This is a genomic window from Roseibium sp. (assembly GCF_965233565.1).
Lineage (GTDB): Bacteria > Pseudomonadota > Alphaproteobacteria > Rhizobiales > Stappiaceae > Roseibium.
In genome coordinates, this window is record NZ_OZ247494.1 from 2,023,632 (window position 1) to 2,044,218 (window position 20,587).

The following is a 20,587-nucleotide window of genomic DNA, read 5'->3' on the forward strand; positions in this document are numbered from 1 at the left end:
TCACACTCGGATTGAGTCGATTCGCATTCACAACCGAATTTCAGAGGATCAGATGGGGCTTTCCAATATTTATTATTCCGACTGGCTCGGCGGGCTGGTTGTCAACGGCAGCTCTGCCAACACCACCATCACCAGTACAACGATCAAGGACCTTGCCGAACAATTGCCTTGGTATCCGGTCCATTGGCAAAAAGAACAATTGGATCAGTTGCTTTCGAGCAGTGATCCGTTCGCAGGAAATGACCTGATCTTCGGCGGCCAGGGAGACGATTTCATTGAGTCTTCCTCAGGCAATGATCGGATATTTGCCGGCGGTGGAGATGACACGATCGATGGCGGAACAGGAACGGACTGGGTTTTTGCCGGCTCCGGCAATGACACCGGGATTTTTTCCGACACGAACACCGATGGCTACGATCTTTATAGCGGTGGCAGCGGCTACGACACGCTTGTTCTGAACCTTTCACTTGAGGACTACCAGAATTCGAAATCAGACATTGAAGATTTTATTTCGAACCTGAATACATTCTGGAGTTATATTCCTTTCACGTTTCAAGATCTTGGACTCGTTGCCTATGGCTGGGAAGAATTAAAAGTCATTGTTGATCCAATAATTCAATCTTCAGATGCAAAAACTATTTCTGAAACAGAGAATGTAACGGGATCATCCGAAACGGTCTCTACGACAGGCAGCCTGCAATTCGCCGACGATGCTTTCTCCGAACACACGGTATCCGCCAACCTGCACAGCGCAACCTGGTCGGGCGGGGATCTTTCCGCTGCTGTCATCGAACAGCTCAGCCTCGGCTTTGCAGCCGATCTCGGCAACGTCGTTGACGGAGAGGGTGCGATCAACTGGTCCTTCTCGATCGAGGACGCCCGGCTAGATTTCCTTGCCGCGGACCAGCATCTGGAAGTGGTTTTCCAAGTCAGCATCGACGATGGCCAGGCGACCGACAGCGGGTTTGTCACCGTAACGATCTCTGGCGCAAACGACGCTCCGACGGCCCAGAACATCACTGCTGTGATGGATGAAGATAGCGGCAGCGTGGTGCTGACACCGCAGTTTACCGACCCGGATCTAGACGATGTTCATGTTGTCTCGTTCGAGGATTTCGGAGTGTCGCCGAGCGCTGGCCTCAGCGACATCACGGACAACGGTGACGGCACATTCACGTATGTTGCGAGCGACAGCTACGACAGCCTTGCCCTCGGTGACAGTGCGACGGAAACGCTCTCTTACACCGTCATCGATAGCTCGGGTGCCACATCGACCGCGTCCGTCACCATCACGATTGAGGGCCGCAACGACGACCCGACGCTCCAGGCCGGCGCCCTCGCCGCTGCCGAGCGCGGTGACGCCGTCGATCTCGACCTGTCCACGCTCGGGTCCGACATTGACGGCGACGACGATGGCAGCTCGCTCACCTATACGGTCAGCGGAGCACCCGACAAGGGCCAGGTCATTATCGACGGGACCGTCTTGTCCTTCGACCCGGCCGGAGACTTTGCCTATCTGAATGCCGGCGAAACCGAGGACATCACAATTGAGGTGACCGCAACCGACTCCCATGGGGCCACAGCGGTGAATACCGTCACTGTGACGGTTAGCGGCACGGGCGGCGATCCGCTGTTTTCTCCGGAAGACTTCAGCACCGGACGGATCGAATTTGAGTTCCAGGCGTTCGACCTGGAGACCGGGCAGGTGGCCCTTCCCGACTTCCCGGGAGGTCCCGACGGCCCGGATGCGGACTTCAAGTTTGCCTATAACGGCAACTATCCGTCAGATGAAGTCAATGCGGTCCTGTTCCAGAACCAGTACGGAGGCACTCCGGTCGAGATTGCGTTCCTTGACGAAATAGCGCTTGGCAGCCTCACGCAGGCCGATGTCGACGGAGCCGTGTTCACCTCGGATCTGATCGACATGCCGTTCGAGTCGGATGACACCATCCTTCTGAAAACCCGTGACGGCAATGTCTTTGCCATCGGCAATACGATGGAGCATGACGCGCCGGGAGAGGACAACTCCGTTTCCTTCGAGTACGCGCAGGTAGGTGGAACGACCGGCGGCGATCCGCTGTTTTCTCCGGAGGATCTCAGCACCGGCCGCATCGAATATGAATTCCAGGGCTTTGACCTGGAGACCGGCGAAGTGAAGATACCCGACTTCCCGGGAATGCCGGAAATCCCGGGATCAGATTTCACCTTTGCCTATAACGGCAACACCCCGCCAGAGGGCATCAACGCGGTCCTGTTCCAGAACCAGACGCCTGATAACCCGGTCGAGATTGCCTTCCTGGACGAGATTGCGCTCGGCAGCCTTACCCAGGCCGACGTCGACGGCGCCTTTTTTACATCGCAGCTTGTCGACCTGCCATTCGAGGCGGATGACACCATCCTTCTGAGAACCGCCGACGGCAACGTCTTCGCGATTGGCAATACGATGGAGCATGACGCGCCGGGAGAGGACTTCACCGTCTCCTTCGATTATGCGCAGGTAGGTGGAACGACCGGCGGCGATCCGCTGTTTTCTCCGGAGGATCTCAGCACCGGCCGTATCGAATTTGAATTCCAGGCGTTCGACCTGGAGACCGGGCAGGTGGCCCTTCCCGACTTCCCGGGAGGCCCCGACAGCCCGGATGCGGACTTCAAATTTGCCTATAACGGCAACTATCCGTCAGATGGAGTCAACGCGGTCCTGTTCCAGTACCAGTACGGAGACACTCCGGTCGAGATTGCTTTCCTGGACGAAATAGCGCTTGGCAGCCTCACCCAGGCCGATGTCGACGGAGCCGTGTTCACTTCGGATCTGATCGACATGCCGTTCGAATCGGATGACACCATCCTTCTGAAAACCGGTGACGGCAATGTCTTTGCAATCGGCAATACGATGGAGCATGACGCGCCGGGAGAAGACAATTCCGTTTCCTTCGACTACGCGCTGGTCGAAGGCATCACCCCGCCGCCGGATGGTGTCCTTTCGGCGGAAGATCTCAGCACGGGCGAAGTGGAGTTCATGTTCGAGGGCTTCGATCTGGAAACCGGTACGGCCCAGTTCGGCACCTTTCCGGTCGACTTCGACTTTCTGGACGCCGACTTCATGTTCGACTACGACCAGACGACGCCCTCCGATGGCACCAATGCCATTTTCGTGCAAAACGGTTCACCACTCAACGAGGCCCAGATCGCCTTCTTTGACGAGTCATCGCTCCTGAACCTGACCCAGGCTCAGATCGACTCGGCCGTTTTCTCCAGCGAGCAGCTTCAGCAGCCGTTTGAATCCGACGACACGGTTCTGATCAAGACCTGGGACGGCAATGTCTACGCCCTCGGCAACGCGGTGGAACGTGATCAGCCGGGGGGCGACTACAAGGTCTCCTTCGATTATGCCCTCATTGAAAGCGATCCCAGTGATCCCCTGTTTTCGCCCGAGGACTTCAGCAATGGCCGCATCCAGTTCGAGTCTCAAGGGTTCGACCTGGAAACCGGCGAAGTGAAAGATGCGCAGTTCCCGGGTGATCTCAACATCCCGGGTTCGGATTTCAACTTTGCCTACAATGGCAACCCGCCAAGAGAGAACACGAATGCGGTTCTCTTCCAGAACCAGTCTCCGGACAATCCGGTCGAGATCGCCTTTCTCGACGGGATCGATCTGGACGAGCTCACGCAGCGCGACGTCGACAATGCGTTTTTCACCACCTCCCTGGTCAGCGATCTGTTCGAGGCCGATGACACCGTTCTCCTGAGGACCGGTGACGGAAATGTCTTTGCCATCGGCAATGCCGTGGAATACGACCTGCCCGGTGAAGATTTCACAGTGTCCTTCGACTACGCCCAGATCAACGCACCGGTCAGCTCCGATCCGGTCATTGCACCGGAAGACCTGAGCTCCGGACGGATCGGCTATGAGTTTGAGGCCTTCGATCTGGAGACCGGCACCAAGCAGCATGGCACCTTCCCGAGTGATTTCGATTTTTCGGATAACGATTTCATTTTTGCCTATGACAGCCGCCCGGGCGCAGAGGGCACCAACGCGGCAATGTTGCAAAGCACATCGCCTCTCAACCAGGTCGAGATCGCCTTTATCGACGAAGTCGACCTGGACGATCTGAGCCAGGCGGATCTGGACGCGGCTGTCTTTACCTTCGATGCGATTGCCGAACCGTTTGAATCGGATGACACGATCCTCGTCAAAACCAAGGAGGGCAACATCTTTGCCGTCGGCAACTCGGTTGAACATGACTTGCCGGGTGAGGACTTCTCCGTTTCATTCGACTACGCCAATCTCACCGATCTGTTCTAGGATCCGCACACTAGTACGCCGGAACCTGCGGTGAATGGAAAAGGGCGCGCCTCGGCGCGCCCTTTTTCGTTATGCCGTCACGCATTGTTTGCGCCTGGATGTGAACGCTCTTGTTCCAGCGACAAAAGCCATTCTTAATGGGACAGTCCCTTGCGCCGGAGCCCCCATGATCGATACCACCACCCTTCTGACCTTTATTGCCATCGTGCTCGGTTTTGTCTTCATCCCCGGCCCGGCAACGCTTTTGACCATCGCCAGGGCGACAGGCTCCGGCACGAAGGTCGGCATCGCAACCGGCGCAGGCATTGCCTGTGGCGATGTGGTTCACACAGTGATGGCAATCGTCGGACTGTCTGCGATCATCGCAACATCCGCCCTGTTGTTTAGCCTGATCAAATATGCCGGCGCGGCCTATCTGATCTATCTCGGCCTGCGCGCGATCCTCGCAAAAGCCCCTGGCGTCCCCGGCCAGGCCGCCCTGCCGGTCACCGCCGGCAAGGCCTTTCGCCAGGCGATCCTGGCCGAAGTGCTCAACCCCAAGACGGCCCTGTTTTTCCTTGCGTTCCTGCCGCAATTCGTGCAGTTGGAAAACGGCTCGGTGGCCCTGCAGCTGGCGATACTCGGTACGGTTTTCGTGCTGCTTGGCCTTCTCAGCACCGTGGTCTTCGCTCTGGGGGCAGGTCAGCTCGGCAATCTTCTCCGCCGCAATGCCGCTGTCCTGAAATGGCAGGGCAAGGTCATCGGAACGCTCTATTGCGCACTGGGCCTGCGCCTGGCGCTTCAGGAACGCTGACCGGTCGGTCACCGCTGATCACGCTGGCTGGCCGGCCTTGTCTGCGTCCGGCGCGCGTGACTTGCCGTTTCTTGTCAGAAGCCGATCGGTAACACCGGCTGACAGCCAGATCGCCGTCAGCGTGATCCAGGCCGTCACCGCAAAGATCGACGCGCCGGTGATGCCCGCGCCGACGGCGCAGCCACCGGCCAGCATGCCGCCGAAGCCCATCAAGGTTGCACCGGTCAGATACCGTGCCATTGACCGGCCACCTTCAAAGCCCTGCAGCGCCAGCTCCCTCGTCAGGAGCGCCGCCAGGAACGAGCCCAGAAACACGCCCGGCACCAGGCCGATGTCGAAATCGAGAACATTGCCGGGCGGGGACAGAACCAGCATCAGCGTGTCGGCCGACGGTCCGGTAAAGGTCACGCCTTCAACCTGAACGGGGTCAAACGCCTGCCGGGCCATGGCGGAGGTAAACCACCAGGCTAACGGGATCGCCAGACCGGCACCCGCAGCCGCAAGGAGTTGCCAGATCCGAACCCTTACGCGCCAGGCAAATACCAGACCTGCCAGCAGCCAGACAGCAGCAAATGAAATGGTGATGGCCGGTGTCAGGCCGAGATGCGCGGTCAGGTCATTGCCGCCAATCTCGCCCGTTGTCCAGAGGCCGGCGAGACCTTCACGAACAGGTGCCAGCACGCCGCGCAGGCTCGCCTGGGCAACGACCGCAAACACCAGCCCGGACAGGAGCGCCCTGAGGTTGCCCGTTGCCGACAGAACCAGGAGCCGGCTGGCGCAGCCCCGAGCCAGAACCATACCGGTCCCGAACATCACGCCGCCGAGTAAAGCACCCGAAAGGCTTTGGGGTGACGCCAGCTGGCGGGCCTCGCTCGCCTGAACCTCGCCCAGAAGCATCAGAACCTGCGTTCCGATCAGGGCCGCCGAAAAGGCCAGCAACCAGACAGGCAAACGGTCCTTCGGAGCACCTCTGGAAAACTCCAGGCTCGCCGCGCGCAGGCAGAACCGGCTTTGCTGTGCGAAGGCGCCAAAAAGAACCCCGACAACAAGCCCACCAGTTGCCAGCAGCCAGGGTTCGGATATGCGGTCCAGCAGATAGGTCAGGTCCATTATGCGCTCCTTCGCGCGTCTTTCCTGCCATTGCGCAGAAGTTTCGAGGGGGAGGCATTGACCAATCTCAAGGAAACATAGATAAATTCAAAAGTTTGAATATGTGGAGGACAAGATGGCCCGATCGAAGCGCAATTGCCTGTCGAGAAGATCAATCCTTGCAGGCGGGCTCGCTGCGGCGGGCGTCAGTCTGACCGGTTTGCCAAAGGCATTCGCGGAAGCCAGCCTCACGCTCGGCGATCATGACATAACGGTCTTTTCCGACGGCAACCTGACCCTGCCGATGAATTTTGTCCTTCCCGACAGAAGCGAAACCGAGATCGCGGCCCTTATGGCGCCGCATGGTTTGGCCGCAGATACGCTGACCCCTGATTGCAACATCACGCTGCTGAAATCAGGCGACCGGCTGGTCCTGTTCGATGTCGGCGCGGGCCCCAACTTTCAGGCAAGTGCCGGCCTGTTGCCAAGCAAGCTGGACGAGGCCGGTATCGATGCCGCAGAGATTACCGATGTAGTCCTGACCCATGCCCATCCGGACCATCTCTGGGGCATTCTGGACGATTTCGACGATCCGCTTTATCCCGAAGCCAGCATCTGGGTACCGGAAGCTGAGTGGAACTACTGGCGCGCGGACGACACGCTTGCCAAGACCCCCGAGGCTCGCAAGAGTTTCGTGGTCGGTGCCCAGTCCAGGTTCGAAATTATCGAGGACCAGGTCTCCATGGTCCGGCCGGGACAGGAGGTCCTGCCCGGTGTGGAAGCAGTCGACACGTCTGGCCACACGCCGGGCCACATGTCCTATGTGCTTCACGGAGGTGGCGACAGTGTCATGGTCCTCGGCGATGCGATCACAAATGCGGTCATCTCGTTCGAGAAACCGGGCTGGACGTCCGGTTCGGACCAGGATCCGGACAAGGGCATTTCAACACGCAAGGCGTTGCTGGATCGGCTTTCCCGGGAACAGACACGTCTGATCGGTTTTCATTTTCCGCATCCGGGCAGCGGACGGGTGGAAAGATCCGGTGAAGCCTATCGATATTTAGCCGGATAAATTTATAGACTTCCGGACTATTCCGCCGCAACACCATCGCTGCGGCGGAAGGCGGCCAGAACCGAGCCTTCCAGCAGCCAGGCAAGCCCGACACGTGCGCCAAACGCCATGGACAGCATGACAATGGGTGCTGAAATGGCGAGGGTGGAAAAGCCCGTGATCCCCTGCCCGACCGTACAGCCCATGGAAAAGACGCCACCAATCCCCATCAGCATGCCGCCCAGAATATGCCGGCCAAGCTCCCTCGCATCGTCGCAGGCTTCCCAGCGGATATCCCGGTTCCAGAGCGCTGCAGCAACGGCCCCTAAAAGCGTGCCGGCGATCAGGCCGACGCCATAATCGGGCCAGGTGCCTGTATAGGTGATGAGCTGCATGATCGTGTCGCCTACGGGCACCACAAAGGACCCGGCTTCGATCTGCACCGGTTCGAAGGAATGCGCTGCCACAAACGTCGTCGCCCACCAGCCGAAGGTGATGACGCTGCCGATGAGGATACCTGCCCCGATCCGGGTAAGCTGGGACCGGTAGCCGGCCGAGCGGAAGATCCAGGCCAGACCGGCGATCGCGATCAGACCCGCAGCCACGCCGGCCAGATCGAGGCCGAACAGACTGGATGCGATATCGCCCATGGACTGACTGCCGCTGCCGGCAAAGGAGACGGCAAGGTCATCTACCAGAGGCACACGCAGGATCCCGACAATGCCGCGCTGTGCTGCAAGTGCAGACAGGCCGATCACGGTCAGGACCACCAGCGCTCTCAGACTGCCGCCGCCCAGGCGCAACACGGCGCCGAACCCGCAGGTGCCGACCAGCGCCATGCCGATCCCGAACATGAAACCGCCAATGATGGCACCGGTCCACGGAAAGGCTGACTCGAGATAAAAGGAGGCATGGGTGTCCGCAAGACCAATGGCCACGAGGACCTGCGTGCCGATCAGGGCGGAGACCGCTGCCAGAACCCAGGTCCTCAGACCGCTGCTGTCACCGGCATACCAGTGGCGCTCAAGGGCAGACAGGGTGCAGAAATGCGTCGCCCGGGCGACAAAACCCAGGAAGCAGCCGGCCAGTACACCCAGAAGCGGCAGCAGCACCACCGGCTCGAAAACAATCATGTCGGCACCATCCTCCGCAGCATTGCACCGCGTCTCCTCCCGTCCGCCCTTTTTTGAACCCATGCGGTCCGGCGGTTATGCAAAGCGTAACAGGCAGCGATTTCGGCAGCAATCCTGGAGGGTGCTGCAGCGCATCAGGCGTCTGATGATCGCACGTCCTTGCAGAATAATTCGTAGAGGCTGGCGATGATCGAACTGACTTCGTCGTCCATGAGACGATAATAGATCATGCGCCCTTCGCGCCGGGACTGAACCAGCCCTTCCAGTCGCAGCCGTGCCAGCTGCTGCGAAACGGCAGCCTGCGGCATGGTCAGGATCTCTTCCAGTTCGGAGACCGACTTCTCGCCTTCCGACAACAGGCAAAGAATAACGAGGCGCACTTCATGGGACAGGGCCTTGAGCAGGTCGCTGGCCTTGCGCGCCTGCTGCATCAGCAGGTCGAGATCCTTTGGGTCCATGTCCTTTGAGAAGACCGGCAGGTTCATGAAAGCCTGATATCCCTATTCTTCAGCCTTGTGCGTCGCACACTACACATGTTTCCCGGCGCATGTCCGATGTTTTTAACCGGATTACCATTCTCAATTGACCTTGGCCGGCAGCTTTTCAAGCATTGCCGACAAAAGTGGCCAGAAAAAATGCTCGCCCGGATACCCCCGAAGCCGGTCGATCTCCTTCCCGTCCGACACGAGGATGAAAGTCGGTGTCAGCCGCTCTCTGGGCACGCCTTCCAGATCTTCGGGCCAACCTTCCGTGATGTCGACCCGCCGCAGCGGTGCAGCCTTGCCTTCTTCGGTTTTCGGATAGGCGACCCCGATTTCCTCGTTCCAGCGCTGGCACCAGCTGCAGCCGGGCTGCTCCACCATGATCAGCTCTGCCGCCGTTGCCGGCAGTATCCACAACAGGCCGAGCATCGCGATAACCGCCTGAAAAACCGTGTTTTTACGAAGCATCACGCCAACTCCGAATTTCTATGATTGCAATATATAGGAACTTTTGAATATTTTAAAGCAACCCAAGCTCGAGATTCACAGGGAGGAGCGAATTGCTCGATGTTACTCTGGGCGCCGCCTTTCTGGCGGGGCTGTTGTCCTTCGTCTCGCCCTGCGTTTTGCCAATCGTGCCGCCTTACCTGTGTTACCTTGCCGGCGTCAGTGTTGACGAGCTGAAGGGCGACGCTGCCACGGCGGAAACCGGCCGGCGTGTCGTGCTGGCCGCAATCGCCTTTGTGCTCGGGTTTTCCGTTGTTTTCGTGGCCCTTGGCGCAACAGCAAGCGTCATCGGGCAGTCGATCGCACGGTATTACGACATTCTCACCTATGTCGCCGGCGGCATCATCATCCTGATGGGCCTGCATTTTCTTGGCGTGTTCCGGATCGGGCTGCTGTTCCGCGAAGCCCGCATACATGTGGAGAGCAAACCGGCGGGGCTGATCGGCGCGTTTCTCATGGGTCTTGCCTTTGCGTTCGGCTGGACACCCTGCGTCGGTCCGGTGCTCGCCTCGATCCTGTTTGTTGCCGGTTCCTCGGACACGATCTGGAGCGGTGCCGGCCTCCTGGCGGTCTATGCGCTCGGCATCGGTCTGCCCTTTATCCTGGCCGCCGCTTTTGCAAGCCAGTTCCTGAAATTTGCCGGGCGTTTTCGCAAGCATATGGGCACGGTGGAAAAAATCATGGGAGCCCTGCTGGTTCTGACTGGTCTGCTGTTCGTCACCGGACAGATGTCGGCCATCGCCCTCTGGCTGCTGGACACTTTCCCGATCTTTTCGCAGATCGGCTGACACTTTTGGGAGGATTTGACATGCGCAGTCTCACAGTTCCGATCACAGCTCTTTGCCTTGTGATTGCGTCTTGTCTGCCGGGCCTGGCCGCCACCGTCGGCGAGGACGGTCTTCACAAGCAGGACTGGTTCACCATCACCTTCAAGGACATGGCGGAAGACATCCAGACAGCCGCCGATGAGGGCAAACGACTGGTCATCGTGTTTGAACAGCGCGGTTGCATCTATTGCCGCCAGATGCACGAAAGGATCCTCTCCGACCCGGAGGTCGCCGACTACATCAAGGACCATTTCATGGTCGTCCAGTACAACATGTTCGGCGACGAGGAAGTCATTGACCTGGACGGAGAGGAGCTGACCGAGAAGACCGCGGCCCGCAAGTGGGGCTATGTTTTCACGCCGACCCTCGTCTTCCTGCCAGAGGACGTCCCGGCGGACACGACGGCGGCAAAGGCGGCCGTTGCCACCATGCCGGGATCCTTCGGCAAGTGGACTTTTTTGAACATGTTCCGCTGGGTCCAGGAAAAGGGCTACGAGGGAGACGAGCATTTCCAGAAATATCATGCCCGCATAATCAATGAGTTACGGGAACAGGGCCGCCTTGCCGAAGACTGAAGGTTGATCAAAATCCGGGTCTGAAGCAGCCTTCGCAAAAAGGCCTATTGCATAACATATGCAAAAAATCATATCTTTTAATATGAGGAGACCAGGCAGGCTGGGGATTCGCACCTGCCGCAGAAACGGAAAACGGTATCAAGCCGGACGTTTCGCACTGAGGAGGAAAGCCGACACAATGACCAAGGGCGCGACATTCAAAGTCTTGCCGGCCGCACTGGCCGGTCTGGCTCTCATGGCCGCATCGGTGGCGACAGCCGGGACGGTGGCACCGGACAGCGTGCCGATCGAGGACATGGAGCTGAAACAGTCGCTGACAGGCACGCCGGGCGATGCCGTTGCAGGACGAGAAACCTTTGCGGACAGGAAGAAGGGCAACTGCCTCGCCTGTCACGTCAACGCCGAACTGGACGAGCTGCTGTTTCACGGCGAAGTCGGCCCCCCGCTGGACGGTGTTGCCGATCGGTGGAGCGAAGCGCAGCTGCGCGCGATCATCGTCAATTCGAAGGACGTTTTCGGCGAGCAGACCATCATGCCGGGCTTCTACACGACAAAGGCCGGCGCCCGCGTGGCCGACAAATTCACCGGAAAGACCATCCTGAGCGCGCAGGAGGTGGAAGACGTGATCGCCTACCTCCAGACGCTGAAAGAAAACTGATCCCGGGTTCAAGGAGCAGCAAATGAACATCACACGACGCCACTTGTTCGGGCTGACGGCGGGTGCCGCCACGGTCCTGGCATTCCATCCGCAGGTGTCCCTTGCGGCAACAGACGACACCGAAGCCGCGATCAAGGCCTTCACCGGCGGCGCAACCCCGGCCGAGGGCAGCGTCTCGCTCGACACGCCGGAAATCGCTGAAAACGGCAACACGGTTCCGGTCGGCGTATCGGTCGACAGCCCGATGACCGCCGACAACTATGTCGAATCCGTACTCATCCTGGCGGACGGCAACCCGAACCCCGCAGTTGCCACGTTCCACTTCACGGCTATGAGCGGGGCGGCCGAAGCCAAGACACGCATCCGCCTGGCCAAGACACAGAATGTCATTGCCGTTGCGAAGATGAATGACGGCTCGACCTTCATCGACCGCAAGGAAGTCAAGGTCACAATCGGCGGCTGCGGCGGCTAAGCGACACGATCCGGATACGAGGAAACTACCATGGCCAAGCCAAAACCCCGCGTAAAAGTGCCCAAGAAGGCTGCACAGGGTGAAGTCATCACGATCAAGACCCTGATCAGTCACCCGATGGAGTCCGGTCAGCGCAAGGACAAGAAGACCGGCGAACTGATCCCGCGCAAGATCATCAACAAGTTCACCTGTGAGTTCAACGGACAGGTCGTCTTCAGCTGCGACCTCGATCCGGCCGTTTCCGCGAACCCCTACATGGAGTTCAGTGCGAAGGTGAACGAGCCGGGAACCTTCAAGTTTATCTGGGTGGACGATGACGGCAGCGTCTACGAGACGGAGAAGAAGATTTCGGTCGAATAGGTCCGAGACACGCCGGATCACGCAAATCGGGAGGAGACGATTTGACAATGAAAACAAGATTTGGCCGGACTGCGGCTTCGATAACGGCCGCGACCCTGCTGATAACGGTTGCAGCCAACCAGCCCTTTGCAGACGAGAACGCGGAACTGACCATTGAGGGCCAGGACATCGTCACCAAGGTCGCCGCGCCGGAGGGCCATCCGCTGGATGAAATCCTGTCCGGCTGGCGTTTCCGTTCGAAGGAAACCCAGGCGCTGCAGATGGATGATTTCGACAACCCGGCTTTTGTCGCCGTGGACTATGGCGCAGAGCTTTGGGAGACCGCCGAAGGGTCGTCTGAAAAATCCTGTGCGTCCTGTCACGGCGACGCCTCTGAAAGCATGAAGGGCCTGCGCGCCGCCATGCCGAAATGGCATGAAGGCAAAGGCACCCTGTTGACCCTGGAAGACCACATCAACTGGTCGAGGGAAGAACATCAGGGCGCGGAGCCCTGGAAATGGGAAAGCCCGGAAATGCTGGCCATGACCGCCTTTATCGGCGTCCAGTCCCGCGGCATGCCGGTCAATGTCAAGGTCGACGGACCGGCAGAGGAGTGGTTCAACAAGGGCAAGGACCTCTATTACACGCGTGTCGGTCAGCTCAACATGGCCTGCGCCAACTGCCACGAGGACAATTGGGGCAACATGATCCGCGCAGATCATCTCAGCCAGGGTCAGGCCAACGGCTTTCCGACCTATCGCCTGAAGTGGCAGGGCCTCGGCTCGCTGCATCGCCGCTTCAAGGGATGTATGGAAAACATCCGCGCCGTCGCATTCAAACGCGGCTCCGATGAATTCACCGCGCTGGAACTCTATCTTGCCTGGCGTGGCACCGGCCTCAGCGTCGAAACACCTTCGGTGCGTCAGTAACGGACAGCACCCTTCCGGCGCGGCCGCAGCCGCCGCGCCGGACTTTCGCCGCAAGAGCGGCAACGAAACAACAAACCCGACTTCCAGACATGGAGGCGCGCGGCCAACTGTGCGCCAACGGGTTTACTGTGCCTTATGAACGGCACCCGAAACGCTCCGGTCAAAATCTCGGAGCGGCGTGCCTTGAACGGAGTGGAGTGACCGGGAATGTTCTCAAGACGTGAGTTCCTGATGGCGGCAACCGCGACAAGCGCCCTTTTGGGCTCCGGCATGGCCGGGTCCTGGTCGCGGCTGATGGCGCAGCAGACGCTGACCGAAGACCAGCTGCTGGCGATGGAACCGACGGGCCAGCTGACGCTGATCCACATCACCGACATCCACGCCCAGTTGAAGCCGCTCTATTTCCGCGAGCCGTCCATCAATCTCGGCATTGGCGATGTCACCGGCAAACCGCCGCATGTGACAGGTGCTGATTTCCTGAAACTCTACAACATCCAGCCGGGCACGCCTGATGCCTATGCCCTGACGTCTGAAGACTTCGTGTCTCTGGCCAGGACCTACGGCAGGATGGGCGGCATGGACCGCGTCGCCACCGTCATCAAGCGCATCCGGGCCGAGCGCGGTGCAGACAATTGCCTCCTCCTGGACGGCGGTGACACCTGGCAGGGCAGCTACACCTCCAACAAGACGCTTGGCCAGGACATGGTCACGGTGATGAACGCCCTCGAACCGGATGCCATGACAGGGCACTGGGAATTCACCTATGGCACGGACCGGGTCAACGAGTTGATCGAAGAACTGCCCTTCGCCTTTCTGGGCTCCAACATCTATGACAATGAATGGGACGAACCGGCCTTCGACGCCTGGAAGATGTTCGAGCGCGGCGGTTCCAGAGTCGCGGTGATCGGCCAGGCCTTCCCCTATACGCCGATCGCCAATCCGCGCTGGATGATCCCCGGCTGGTCCTTCGGCATCCGCGAGGAAGACATCGCCACCCATGTCGAGGAAGCCCGCGGCGAAGGCGCCGACGTGGTGGTGCTGCTCTCCCATAACGGCTTCGACGTCGACCGCAAGCTGGCTTCCCGCGTCGACGGCATTGACGTCATCCTGACCGGCCACACCCATGACGCCCTGCCCGAACCGGTGATCGTCAACGACACGCTGGTGATAGCCTCCGGCTCCAACGGCAAGTTCGTCTCGCGGGTGGATCTGGATGTGCAGGACGGCAAGGTCTCAGGCTATGCCTACCGCCTGATCCCGATCTTCTCCGAAGTCATCACGCCGGACGCCGACATGACCGGGCTGATCGACGAGGTGCGCGCGCCCTATGAGGCCGATCTTGCCCGCGTGCTCGGCAGGACCGAGAGCCTTCTCTACCGGCGTGGCAATTTCAACGGCACGTTCGACGACCTGATCTGCCAGGCGCTGCTTTCAGAGCGCGACGCCCAGATCGCGCTGTCTCCGGGTTTCAGATGGGGCACCTCGCTGCTGCCGGGCCAGGACATCACCTTCGAGGACCTGCACAACGCCTGCGCGATGACCTACCCGGCCGCCTATCGCTCCTCCATGAGCGGCCAGATGCTGAAGGACATCCTGGAAGATGTCGGCGACAACCTCTTCAACAAGGACCCCTATTACCAGCAGGGCGGCGACATGGTGCGCGTCGGCGGCATGGGCTACACGATCGACCCCAATGCCGATATCGGCTCCCGCATTTCCGGCATGACGCTGCTGGCAACGGGCGAGACCATTGACCCCGCAAAAGACTATGTCGTCACCGGCTGGGCCTCGGTCAATGAAGAAACAGAAGGCCCGCCCATCGACGAAGTCGTCGAGAGCTACATCCTGAAAAACCCAGTTGTGAAGCTGCCGGACAACCAGTCCGTCAAGCTGGCCGGCTGACTTGAATAACGTGAAATCCTAAGGACACACCCATGAGTGATACCAAGGGTTCCAAGCCCCAATCCCTCTCCCGCAGGTCTCTTCTCAAGGCCGGTCTTGCGGCCGGCGCCGTTGCCGGGTCCGCCGGAGCGGCGAAGGCCGCGGGTGATCCGCTGATTACCGAGATCCAGGACTGGAACCGCTATCTCGGTGACGGCGTTCAGGCCCGCCCCTATGGCACGCCGTCGGAATTCGAGGCTCATGTCGTACGGCGCGATGTGGAATGGCTGACGGCTTCGACCGAAAGCTCGGTCAACTTTACCCCTCTGCACGAGCTCGACGGCATCATCACACCCAACGGTCTCTGTTTCGAGCGCCATCACGGCGGCATTGCCGAAATCAACCCGGCCGACCACCGGCTGATGATCAACGGCCTCGTCGACACGCCCCTGGTTTTCACCATGGAGGATTTGAAACGGTTCCCGCGCGAGAACCGGGTTTACTTCCTGGAATGTGCCGCCAATTCCGGCATGGAATGGCGCGGTTCACAGCTGAACGGCTGCCAGTACACCCACGGCATGGTTCACTGCGTCATGTATACCGGCGTGCCGCTGAAGCTGATCCTGGAAGAAGCGGGCATCAAGACCAGCGCCAAGTGGGTCATGCCCGAAGGCGCCGACGCGTCGGCCATGACGCGCTCCATCCCGATGGAAAAGGCGCTTGATGACTGCCTGGTGGCCTTCAAGATGAACGGCGAGGCCCTGCGCCCCGAGCAGGGCTATCCGCTGCGCCTTGTTGTGCCCGGCTGGGAAGGCAACATGTGGGTCAAGTGGCTGCGCCGCATCGAGGTTGGCGACGAGCCCTGGCACCAGCGGGAAGAGACCTCCAAATACACCGACCTCCTGGAGACCGGCAAGGCACGGCGCTTCACCTGGGTCATGGATGCCAAATCCGTCATCACCAGTCCGAGCCCGCAAGCGCCCGTCGCTCACGGCAAGGGGCCGATGGTGATTTCTGGCGTTGCCTGGTCCGGCAACGGCCGCATCACCCGCGTCGACGTGTCGCTCGACGGCGGCCGCAACTGGAAGACCGCGCGTCTTGATGGCCCGAGCCTGCCCAAGGCCCTGCACCGTTTCTATCTCGACATCGACTGGGACGGATCCGACCTTTTGATCCAGTCCCGCGCCATGGACGAGAACGGCTTTTACCAGCCGACCAAGAACGAATTGCGGGCCGCCCGCGGCGAAAACTCGATCTACCACAACAACGGCATCCAGACCTGGCATGTCAAAGCAGACGGAACGGTGGAAAATGTCGAAGTTTCTTAAAGCACTGTTCCTTGGTACCGCGCTGGCCGCCCTTCCTGGCCTGGCCCTGGCAGGCGATGCCGACAAAGGCAAAAAGGTCTTCAAGAAATGCGCCGCCTGCCATGCGGTCGGAGACGGCGCGAAGAACAAGGTTGGCCCGCAATTGAACGAACTGTTCGGCCGGACAGCCGGCGGGCTTGAGGGCTACAAATATTCCAAGGCCATGGTCAAGGCCGGAGAGGAAGGCCTGGTCTGGGACGCAACCACGATGGCCACCTATCTGGAAAAGCCCAAGGCCATGATCAAGGGCACCAAGATGGCCTTTGCCGGTCTGAGGAAACAGGAAGACCTGGACAATGTGATCGCCTATCTGGCGACCTTCTCCAGCGCCGCCCCTTCTGGTGAAGAGCAAAGCTCTGCCGAACCTCCTGCGGAAGGCGACACCCGGACGGCCGCCGCAGCACCAGCGGCAACCCCTGTTTCCACGACCCGGGACGGAGGTGTCCTTGGCCTCGGCCGAAAGGCCACGGCCGACGAGATCGCCGCCTGGGACATCGACATCCGCCCGGATGGTCAGGGCCTGCCGGTCGGCTCCGGTACGGTTGCCGAGGGCGAACCGCTTTACACCGACAATTGCGCCGTCTGCCATGGCGATTTCGGCGAGGGAGTCGGCCGCTGGCCGGTTCTGGCTGGCGGTCACGATACGCTGACCGAGGAACGCCCGGAGAAGACGATAGGCTCCTACTGGCCTTATCTGTCGACGGTCTATGACTACGTCCGAAGAGCCATGCCCTATGGCAATGCACGCTCACTCTCCGATGACGACGTCTATGCCATCACCGCCTATCTCCTTTATCTGAACGACATTGTCGATGACGAGGACTTCGAGCTCTCCAACGAGAACTTCCTGGAAATGCGGTTGCCGAATGAGGCAAACTTCACCGCCGACGATCGCCCGGACGAGACACATTACGCCAGCCAGGGTGAACCATGCATGACGGATTGCAAACCGGACGCCGTCGAAATCACCATGCGGGCCCGTATTCTGGACGTCACCCCGGGCTCGGTGGATGACGATGCGGCCGCCGGCGTTGGAGGGGTCGACTGAGACCGGGTTGGGAGGCCCCGCAATGGACGGAGCAAACGCAAAAGCAAACGCGCACCGGTTGTCTGGAGGGGCAAACCGCTGGCGCAGTAGGCTTGCGGGTGGGGCTGCGGTAAGTTTGCTGCTTGTGCTTCCCGCCGGAGCCCAGGAGGGAGATCCGGAGCGCGGCGAGCAGGTCTACAAGGCCTGCAAGGCGTGCCACCAGATCGGGGCCGGTGCACGCAATGGTGTGGGGCCGCATCTTGACGGCCTGTTCGAGCGCACGGCAGGCACCATTGAGGGTTTCAAATATTCAAGCGCCATGAAGAAACTCGGCGCGGAAGGTCTCGTCTGGAACGAGTTCACACTGGATCAGTATCTGGAAAAACCGCGCGCCTACGTGCCCGGCACGCGCATGTCCTATCTGGGCATGGGCGATAGCCGCGACCGCACGGATGTGATCGCCTATCTGAAGGCCCTGTCGCAGGAAGCACCGGCGGAGGACCCGACGAAGGCAAACGGTGACCGGCCGGAAATCGGCTCGGTTGCGATGCAACTTGAAGGCGATCCGGAATATGGCGAATATCTCTCCAGCGAATGTGTCACCTGCCACCAGATCTCCGGCCGTGCCGACGGCATTCCGTCGATCATCGGCTGGCCCAAGGAGCCCTTTATACGGGCCCTGTTCGATTACAAGACCAATGTCCGGTCACATCAGGTCATGCAGAACATGACCGTCAATCTCGGCAACGAGGAAATCGCAGCACTTGCGGCTTACTTCGGCTCTCTCGATCCGCAATGACGCGGGTCTGACGGAACCCTCCTGCCGCGCTGCCTGTTTGGGAGGAAGGAAATGCCAAATCTGTCACGTCGCGGCTTCGGACTGCTGCTCGGCGCCGGTGCCACCACCCTGGCAATGCCCTATTACGCCCGCGCGCAGGGCAAGCCGCGCGCGGTTGTCATAGGTGGCGGGGCCGGCGGGGCCACGGCCGCCCGTTACATGGCCAAGGATGCCGGCGACGACATGGATGTCACGCTGATCGAGGCGAACCCGCTCTACACCACCTGTTTTTTCTCCAATCTCTATCTCGGTGGCTACCGGGATTTCGATTCCATCACGCATGGCTATGACAAGCTGGCCTCGAACTATGGCATCTCCATCGTCAATGGCATGGCCGACGCGGTCGACCGCGACGCCAAGGTCGTAGTGATGGCCGACGGCTCGAAAGTGCCCTACGACCGTCTGCTCGTCGCGCCCGGCATTGATCTGATCTATGACAGCGTCCCCGGTTATTCCGAAGAAGCTGCGGAAATCATGCCTCACTCCTGGAAGGCCGGCCCGCAGACTCAGCTTTTGAAGGCCAAGCTGGATGCCATCGAAAACGGTCAGCAGATCGTGATGGTGGCGCCGCCGAACCCTTATCGCTGCCCGCCGGGACCTTACGAGCGCGTCTCCATGATGGCCCATATCCTGAAGGAAAAGGGCTACAGCGACTCCAAGATCGTGATCCTGGACCCGAAACCGAAATTCTCCAAACAGGCGCTTTTCACCGAAGGCTGGGAAAAACACTATCCGGGCATGATCGAATGGTACGGACCGGACGTGCATGGCGGCATCAAGAGCGTCAATCCTTCGACCGGTGAAGTCGAGACGGATTTTGACACGTTCAAGGGCGACCTGGTCAATGTCATTCCGGCCCAGAAGGCCGGCATGATCGCCACCAGGACGGGCCTTGCGAACGACAGCGGGTTCTGTCCGATCGACCCGAAATCCATGCGCTCCAGGGCCGACGAGAACATCTTCGTCATTGGCGATGCCTCGATTGCCGGTGACATGCCGAAATCCGGCTTCTCCGCCAACAGCCAGGCCAAGGTTGCGGCCATGGCGATCCGCGGCGACCTGACCGGATCAAAGGTGTTCCCGGCGAAATACTCCAATACCTGCTGGAGCCTGATAGAGACCAATGACGGCGTGAAAGTCGGTGCCCAATACGCACCGAACGAGGAAAAGATCGCCTCGACGTCGAAATTCATCTCCCAGACCGGCGAGGACGCCGCGCTGCGCCAGGCGACCTATGAGGAATCTGTCGGCTGGTACAACGGCATCACCGCCGATATTTTCGGCGCCTGATTATGAAATCACCCTGCGGCCGGCTCTCCCGGCCGCAGCGGTCAGCGCGTTACTTTGCGAGATAGTAGCTTTTGCCAAGCCGGTTCTTGATGGAAAACCCCTTGCCGGCAAGATAGGCAACCAGATCCTCGATCTTGTCTTCGCCGACGATGTGCGGATGCATCTCGATGATGATTTTTCCGATGCCATCAAGATCGCAGCCGCGCAGCAGATCGATCTCGGCCCCTTCCACGTCGATAACCAGCGCCGTCGGACCGTAGGCTTCGACCACGTCGGCAATGGCATCCGACTGGACCCTGGTGGCGCCACCATGCTTGCGGTCGACCAGGGAGGAGGACAAAACACCTTCGGAAAAGAAGAACTCGACCTCGCCCGCCGTGGTCGACAGCACCTTGCTTCTGAGGTTTGCCTGCATGCCGTTCAAGGCATAGTTCTTTTCGATCACCGGCTTCATCGCCGGATTGGGCTCATAGGACAGAATACTGTCCTGGCCACAGATCCTGGCACAGGCAATGCCGATAAATCCGATGCCGGCGCCGGCCTCCAGCACCTTGTCATCGGGCGAGAGCGCCTCGCGTACCAGCACAAATTCCTGGTCTTCATATTGTTTCTGCAGCAGCTGCTTGCGCACACCGAGCGGAACCTCCTGCGGATCGGTGGTCAGCTTGATGCCGTTGAGGACGATCGTCTTGAGGCCAAGTTTGCGCCTGATCTTGTAGGCAATCCGCCGTCCGAATTTCGCGAGCATTCGCTTTAACACCTTTGTTCCGTCATTCGATGCGGCGTGGACCGGCCGCGTGCCCCCGCTATGACCGCTTTTGAAGCGACAATCAACGCCCGAGTGAACCACCCCCGGCTGAAAACGTCGGAATCCGGAGCATTGTGAAAAAGGAGGCGGTGTGAGAACGGGCCGGCAGATCCGTGTGAGACATCGACAGAAGCTCTCCCTGGATCGGCCCGACACCATCCAGAGCACTCAGTTTTTCAAAACACAACACATGCTCACATCCGCGGGGGCACTTGTTA

At 59.9% G+C, this 20,587-nt stretch carries 19 protein-coding genes; 14 read left to right on the forward strand and 5 right to left on the reverse strand.

Annotated elements, in window-relative coordinates:
- Window positions 1-52 precede the first annotated feature (52 nt).
- Window positions 53-4,303 carry an Ig-like domain-containing protein gene (locus ACO6TG_RS09340; protein ID WP_422377926.1) on the forward strand — a complete coding sequence of 1,417 codons (4,251 nt, stop codon included), beginning with the start codon at window positions 53-55 and terminating at the stop codon, window positions 4,301-4,303.
- A gap of 166 nt (window positions 4,304-4,469) precedes the next feature.
- Window positions 4,470-5,096, forward strand: coding sequence for a LysE family translocator (locus tag ACO6TG_RS09345; protein WP_422377927.1), 627 nt, complete (start codon window positions 4,470-4,472; stop codon window positions 5,094-5,096).
- Between the two features lie 18 nt (window positions 5,097-5,114).
- On the opposite strand, the gene ACO6TG_RS09350 is transcribed toward ACO6TG_RS09345, so the two are convergent.
- Entirely contained in the window at window positions 5,115-6,206 is a 1,092-nt protein-coding gene (locus ACO6TG_RS09350) for a YeeE/YedE family protein (RefSeq protein WP_422377928.1), read from the reverse strand.
- A gap of 115 nt (window positions 6,207-6,321) precedes the next feature.
- Here ACO6TG_RS09350 and ACO6TG_RS09355 point away from each other — a divergent pair, with 115 nt between their 5' ends.
- Entirely contained in the window at window positions 6,322-7,257 is a 936-nt protein-coding gene (locus tag ACO6TG_RS09355) for an MBL fold metallo-hydrolase (protein WP_422377929.1), read from the forward strand.
- 17 nt (window positions 7,258-7,274) lie between these two features.
- Here the strand turns inward: ACO6TG_RS09355 and ACO6TG_RS09360 are convergent, their stop codons facing one another.
- The 3 genes from ACO6TG_RS09360 to ACO6TG_RS09370 form a co-directional block, all read right to left on the reverse strand.
- Entirely contained in the window at window positions 7,275-8,369 is a 1,095-nt protein-coding gene (locus ACO6TG_RS09360) for a YeeE/YedE family protein (protein ID WP_422377930.1), read from the reverse strand.
- A 134-nt stretch (window positions 8,370-8,503) separates the two neighbouring features.
- Window positions 8,504-8,854 carry an ArsR/SmtB family transcription factor gene (locus tag ACO6TG_RS09365; RefSeq protein ID WP_422377931.1) on the reverse strand — a complete coding sequence of 117 codons (351 nt, stop codon included), beginning with the start codon at window positions 8,852-8,854 and terminating at the stop codon, window positions 8,504-8,506.
- A gap of 93 nt (window positions 8,855-8,947) precedes the next feature.
- Window positions 8,948-9,319, reverse strand: coding sequence for a transcriptional regulator (locus ACO6TG_RS09370; protein ID WP_422377932.1), 372 nt, complete (start codon window positions 9,317-9,319; stop codon window positions 8,948-8,950).
- Window positions 9,320-9,411: 92 nt separating this feature from the next.
- On the opposite strand from ACO6TG_RS09370, the gene ACO6TG_RS09375 reads away from it, so the two are divergent.
- The 11 genes from ACO6TG_RS09375 (at window position 9,412) to ACO6TG_RS09425 (ending at window position 19,561) form a co-directional block, all read left to right on the forward strand.
- On the forward strand, window positions 9,412-10,146 hold the full coding sequence (locus ACO6TG_RS09375; RefSeq protein WP_422377933.1) for a cytochrome c biogenesis CcdA family protein: 735 nt from the start codon (window positions 9,412-9,414) through the stop codon (window positions 10,144-10,146).
- A gap of 20 nt (window positions 10,147-10,166) precedes the next feature.
- A complete protein-coding gene (locus ACO6TG_RS09380) occupies window positions 10,167-10,760 on the forward strand; it encodes a thioredoxin family protein (RefSeq protein WP_422377934.1) in 594 nt (197 codons plus the stop codon).
- Window positions 10,761-10,938: 178 nt separating this feature from the next.
- Window positions 10,939-11,418, forward strand: coding sequence for a sulfur oxidation c-type cytochrome SoxX (gene soxX / locus ACO6TG_RS09385; protein ID WP_422377935.1), 480 nt, complete (start codon window positions 10,939-10,941; stop codon window positions 11,416-11,418).
- A gap of 22 nt (window positions 11,419-11,440) precedes the next feature.
- Window positions 11,441-11,890 carry a thiosulfate oxidation carrier protein SoxY gene (soxY, locus tag ACO6TG_RS09390; RefSeq protein ID WP_422377936.1) on the forward strand — a complete coding sequence of 150 codons (450 nt, stop codon included), beginning with the start codon at window positions 11,441-11,443 and terminating at the stop codon, window positions 11,888-11,890.
- A 30-nt stretch (window positions 11,891-11,920) separates the two neighbouring features.
- The gene (soxZ, locus tag ACO6TG_RS09395) at window positions 11,921-12,250 is read left to right on the forward strand and encodes a thiosulfate oxidation carrier complex protein SoxZ (protein ID WP_422377937.1); all 330 of its coding nucleotides are present in this window, start codon (window positions 11,921-11,923) and stop codon (window positions 12,248-12,250) included.
- Window positions 12,251-12,297: 47 nt separating this feature from the next.
- Entirely contained in the window at window positions 12,298-13,158 is an 861-nt protein-coding gene (gene soxA, locus ACO6TG_RS09400; RefSeq protein WP_422377938.1) for a sulfur oxidation c-type cytochrome SoxA, read from the forward strand.
- A gap of 207 nt (window positions 13,159-13,365) precedes the next feature.
- Window positions 13,366-15,060, forward strand: a complete 1,695-nt coding sequence (gene soxB, locus ACO6TG_RS09405) for a thiosulfohydrolase SoxB (protein WP_422377939.1) — start codon at window positions 13,366-13,368, stop codon at window positions 15,058-15,060.
- A 32-nt stretch (window positions 15,061-15,092) separates the two neighbouring features.
- A complete protein-coding gene (soxC, locus tag ACO6TG_RS09410; protein ID WP_422377940.1) occupies window positions 15,093-16,367 on the forward strand; it encodes a sulfite dehydrogenase in 1,275 nt (424 codons plus the stop codon).
- Entirely contained in the window at window positions 16,351-17,454 is a 1,104-nt protein-coding gene (locus ACO6TG_RS09415; RefSeq protein WP_422377941.1) for a c-type cytochrome, read from the forward strand. The genes soxC and ACO6TG_RS09415 overlap by 17 nt, the downstream gene beginning before the upstream one ends.
- Window positions 17,455-17,578: 124 nt before the next feature.
- Complete coding sequence (locus ACO6TG_RS09420; protein WP_422378860.1) at window positions 17,579-18,232, forward strand: c-type cytochrome; 654 nt, start codon at window positions 17,579-17,581, stop codon at window positions 18,230-18,232.
- 51 nt (window positions 18,233-18,283) lie between these two features.
- Window positions 18,284-19,561, forward strand: coding sequence for an FCSD flavin-binding domain-containing protein (locus ACO6TG_RS09425; protein WP_422377942.1), 1,278 nt, complete (start codon window positions 18,284-18,286; stop codon window positions 19,559-19,561).
- Window positions 19,562-19,610: 49 nt separating this feature from the next.
- Here the strand turns inward: ACO6TG_RS09425 and ACO6TG_RS09430 are convergent, their stop codons facing one another.
- Window positions 19,611-20,309, reverse strand: coding sequence for an FkbM family methyltransferase (locus tag ACO6TG_RS09430; protein WP_422377943.1), 699 nt, complete (start codon window positions 20,307-20,309; stop codon window positions 19,611-19,613).
- Between the last annotated feature and the right edge of the window lie 278 nt (window positions 20,310-20,587).

Coding starts and splice junctions, on each gene's coding strand:
- ACO6TG_RS09340 (WP_422377926.1), top strand. CDS start 53: ATGGGGCTTTCCAATATTTATTATTCCGACTGGCTCGGCGGGCTGGTT.
- ACO6TG_RS09345 (WP_422377927.1), top strand. CDS start 4,470: ATGATCGATACCACCACCCTTCTGACCTTTATTGCCATCGTGCTCGGT.
- ACO6TG_RS09350 (WP_422377928.1), bottom strand. CDS start 6,206: ATGGACCTGACCTATCTGCTGGACCGCATATCCGAACCCTGGCTGCTG.
- ACO6TG_RS09355 (WP_422377929.1), top strand. CDS start 6,322: ATGGCCCGATCGAAGCGCAATTGCCTGTCGAGAAGATCAATCCTTGCA.
- ACO6TG_RS09360 (WP_422377930.1), bottom strand. CDS start 8,369: ATGATTGTTTTCGAGCCGGTGGTGCTGCTGCCGCTTCTGGGTGTACTG.
- ACO6TG_RS09365 (WP_422377931.1), bottom strand. CDS start 8,854: ATGAACCTGCCGGTCTTCTCAAAGGACATGGACCCAAAGGATCTCGAC.
- ACO6TG_RS09370 (WP_422377932.1), bottom strand. CDS start 9,319: ATGCTTCGTAAAAACACGGTTTTTCAGGCGGTTATCGCGATGCTCGGC.
- ACO6TG_RS09380 (WP_422377934.1), top strand. CDS start 10,167: ATGCGCAGTCTCACAGTTCCGATCACAGCTCTTTGCCTTGTGATTGCG.
- soxX (WP_422377935.1), top strand. CDS start 10,939: ATGACCAAGGGCGCGACATTCAAAGTCTTGCCGGCCGCACTGGCCGGT.
- soxY (WP_422377936.1), top strand. CDS start 11,441: ATGAACATCACACGACGCCACTTGTTCGGGCTGACGGCGGGTGCCGCC.
- soxZ (WP_422377937.1), top strand. CDS start 11,921: ATGGCCAAGCCAAAACCCCGCGTAAAAGTGCCCAAGAAGGCTGCACAG.
- soxA (WP_422377938.1), top strand. CDS start 12,298: ATGAAAACAAGATTTGGCCGGACTGCGGCTTCGATAACGGCCGCGACC.
- soxB (WP_422377939.1), top strand. CDS start 13,366: ATGTTCTCAAGACGTGAGTTCCTGATGGCGGCAACCGCGACAAGCGCC.
- soxC (WP_422377940.1), top strand. CDS start 15,093: ATGAGTGATACCAAGGGTTCCAAGCCCCAATCCCTCTCCCGCAGGTCT.
- ACO6TG_RS09415 (WP_422377941.1), top strand. CDS start 16,351: ATGTCGAAGTTTCTTAAAGCACTGTTCCTTGGTACCGCGCTGGCCGCC.
- ACO6TG_RS09425 (WP_422377942.1), top strand. CDS start 18,284: ATGCCAAATCTGTCACGTCGCGGCTTCGGACTGCTGCTCGGCGCCGGT.
- ACO6TG_RS09430 (WP_422377943.1), bottom strand. CDS start 20,309: ATGCTCGCGAAATTCGGACGGCGGATTGCCTACAAGATCAGGCGCAAA.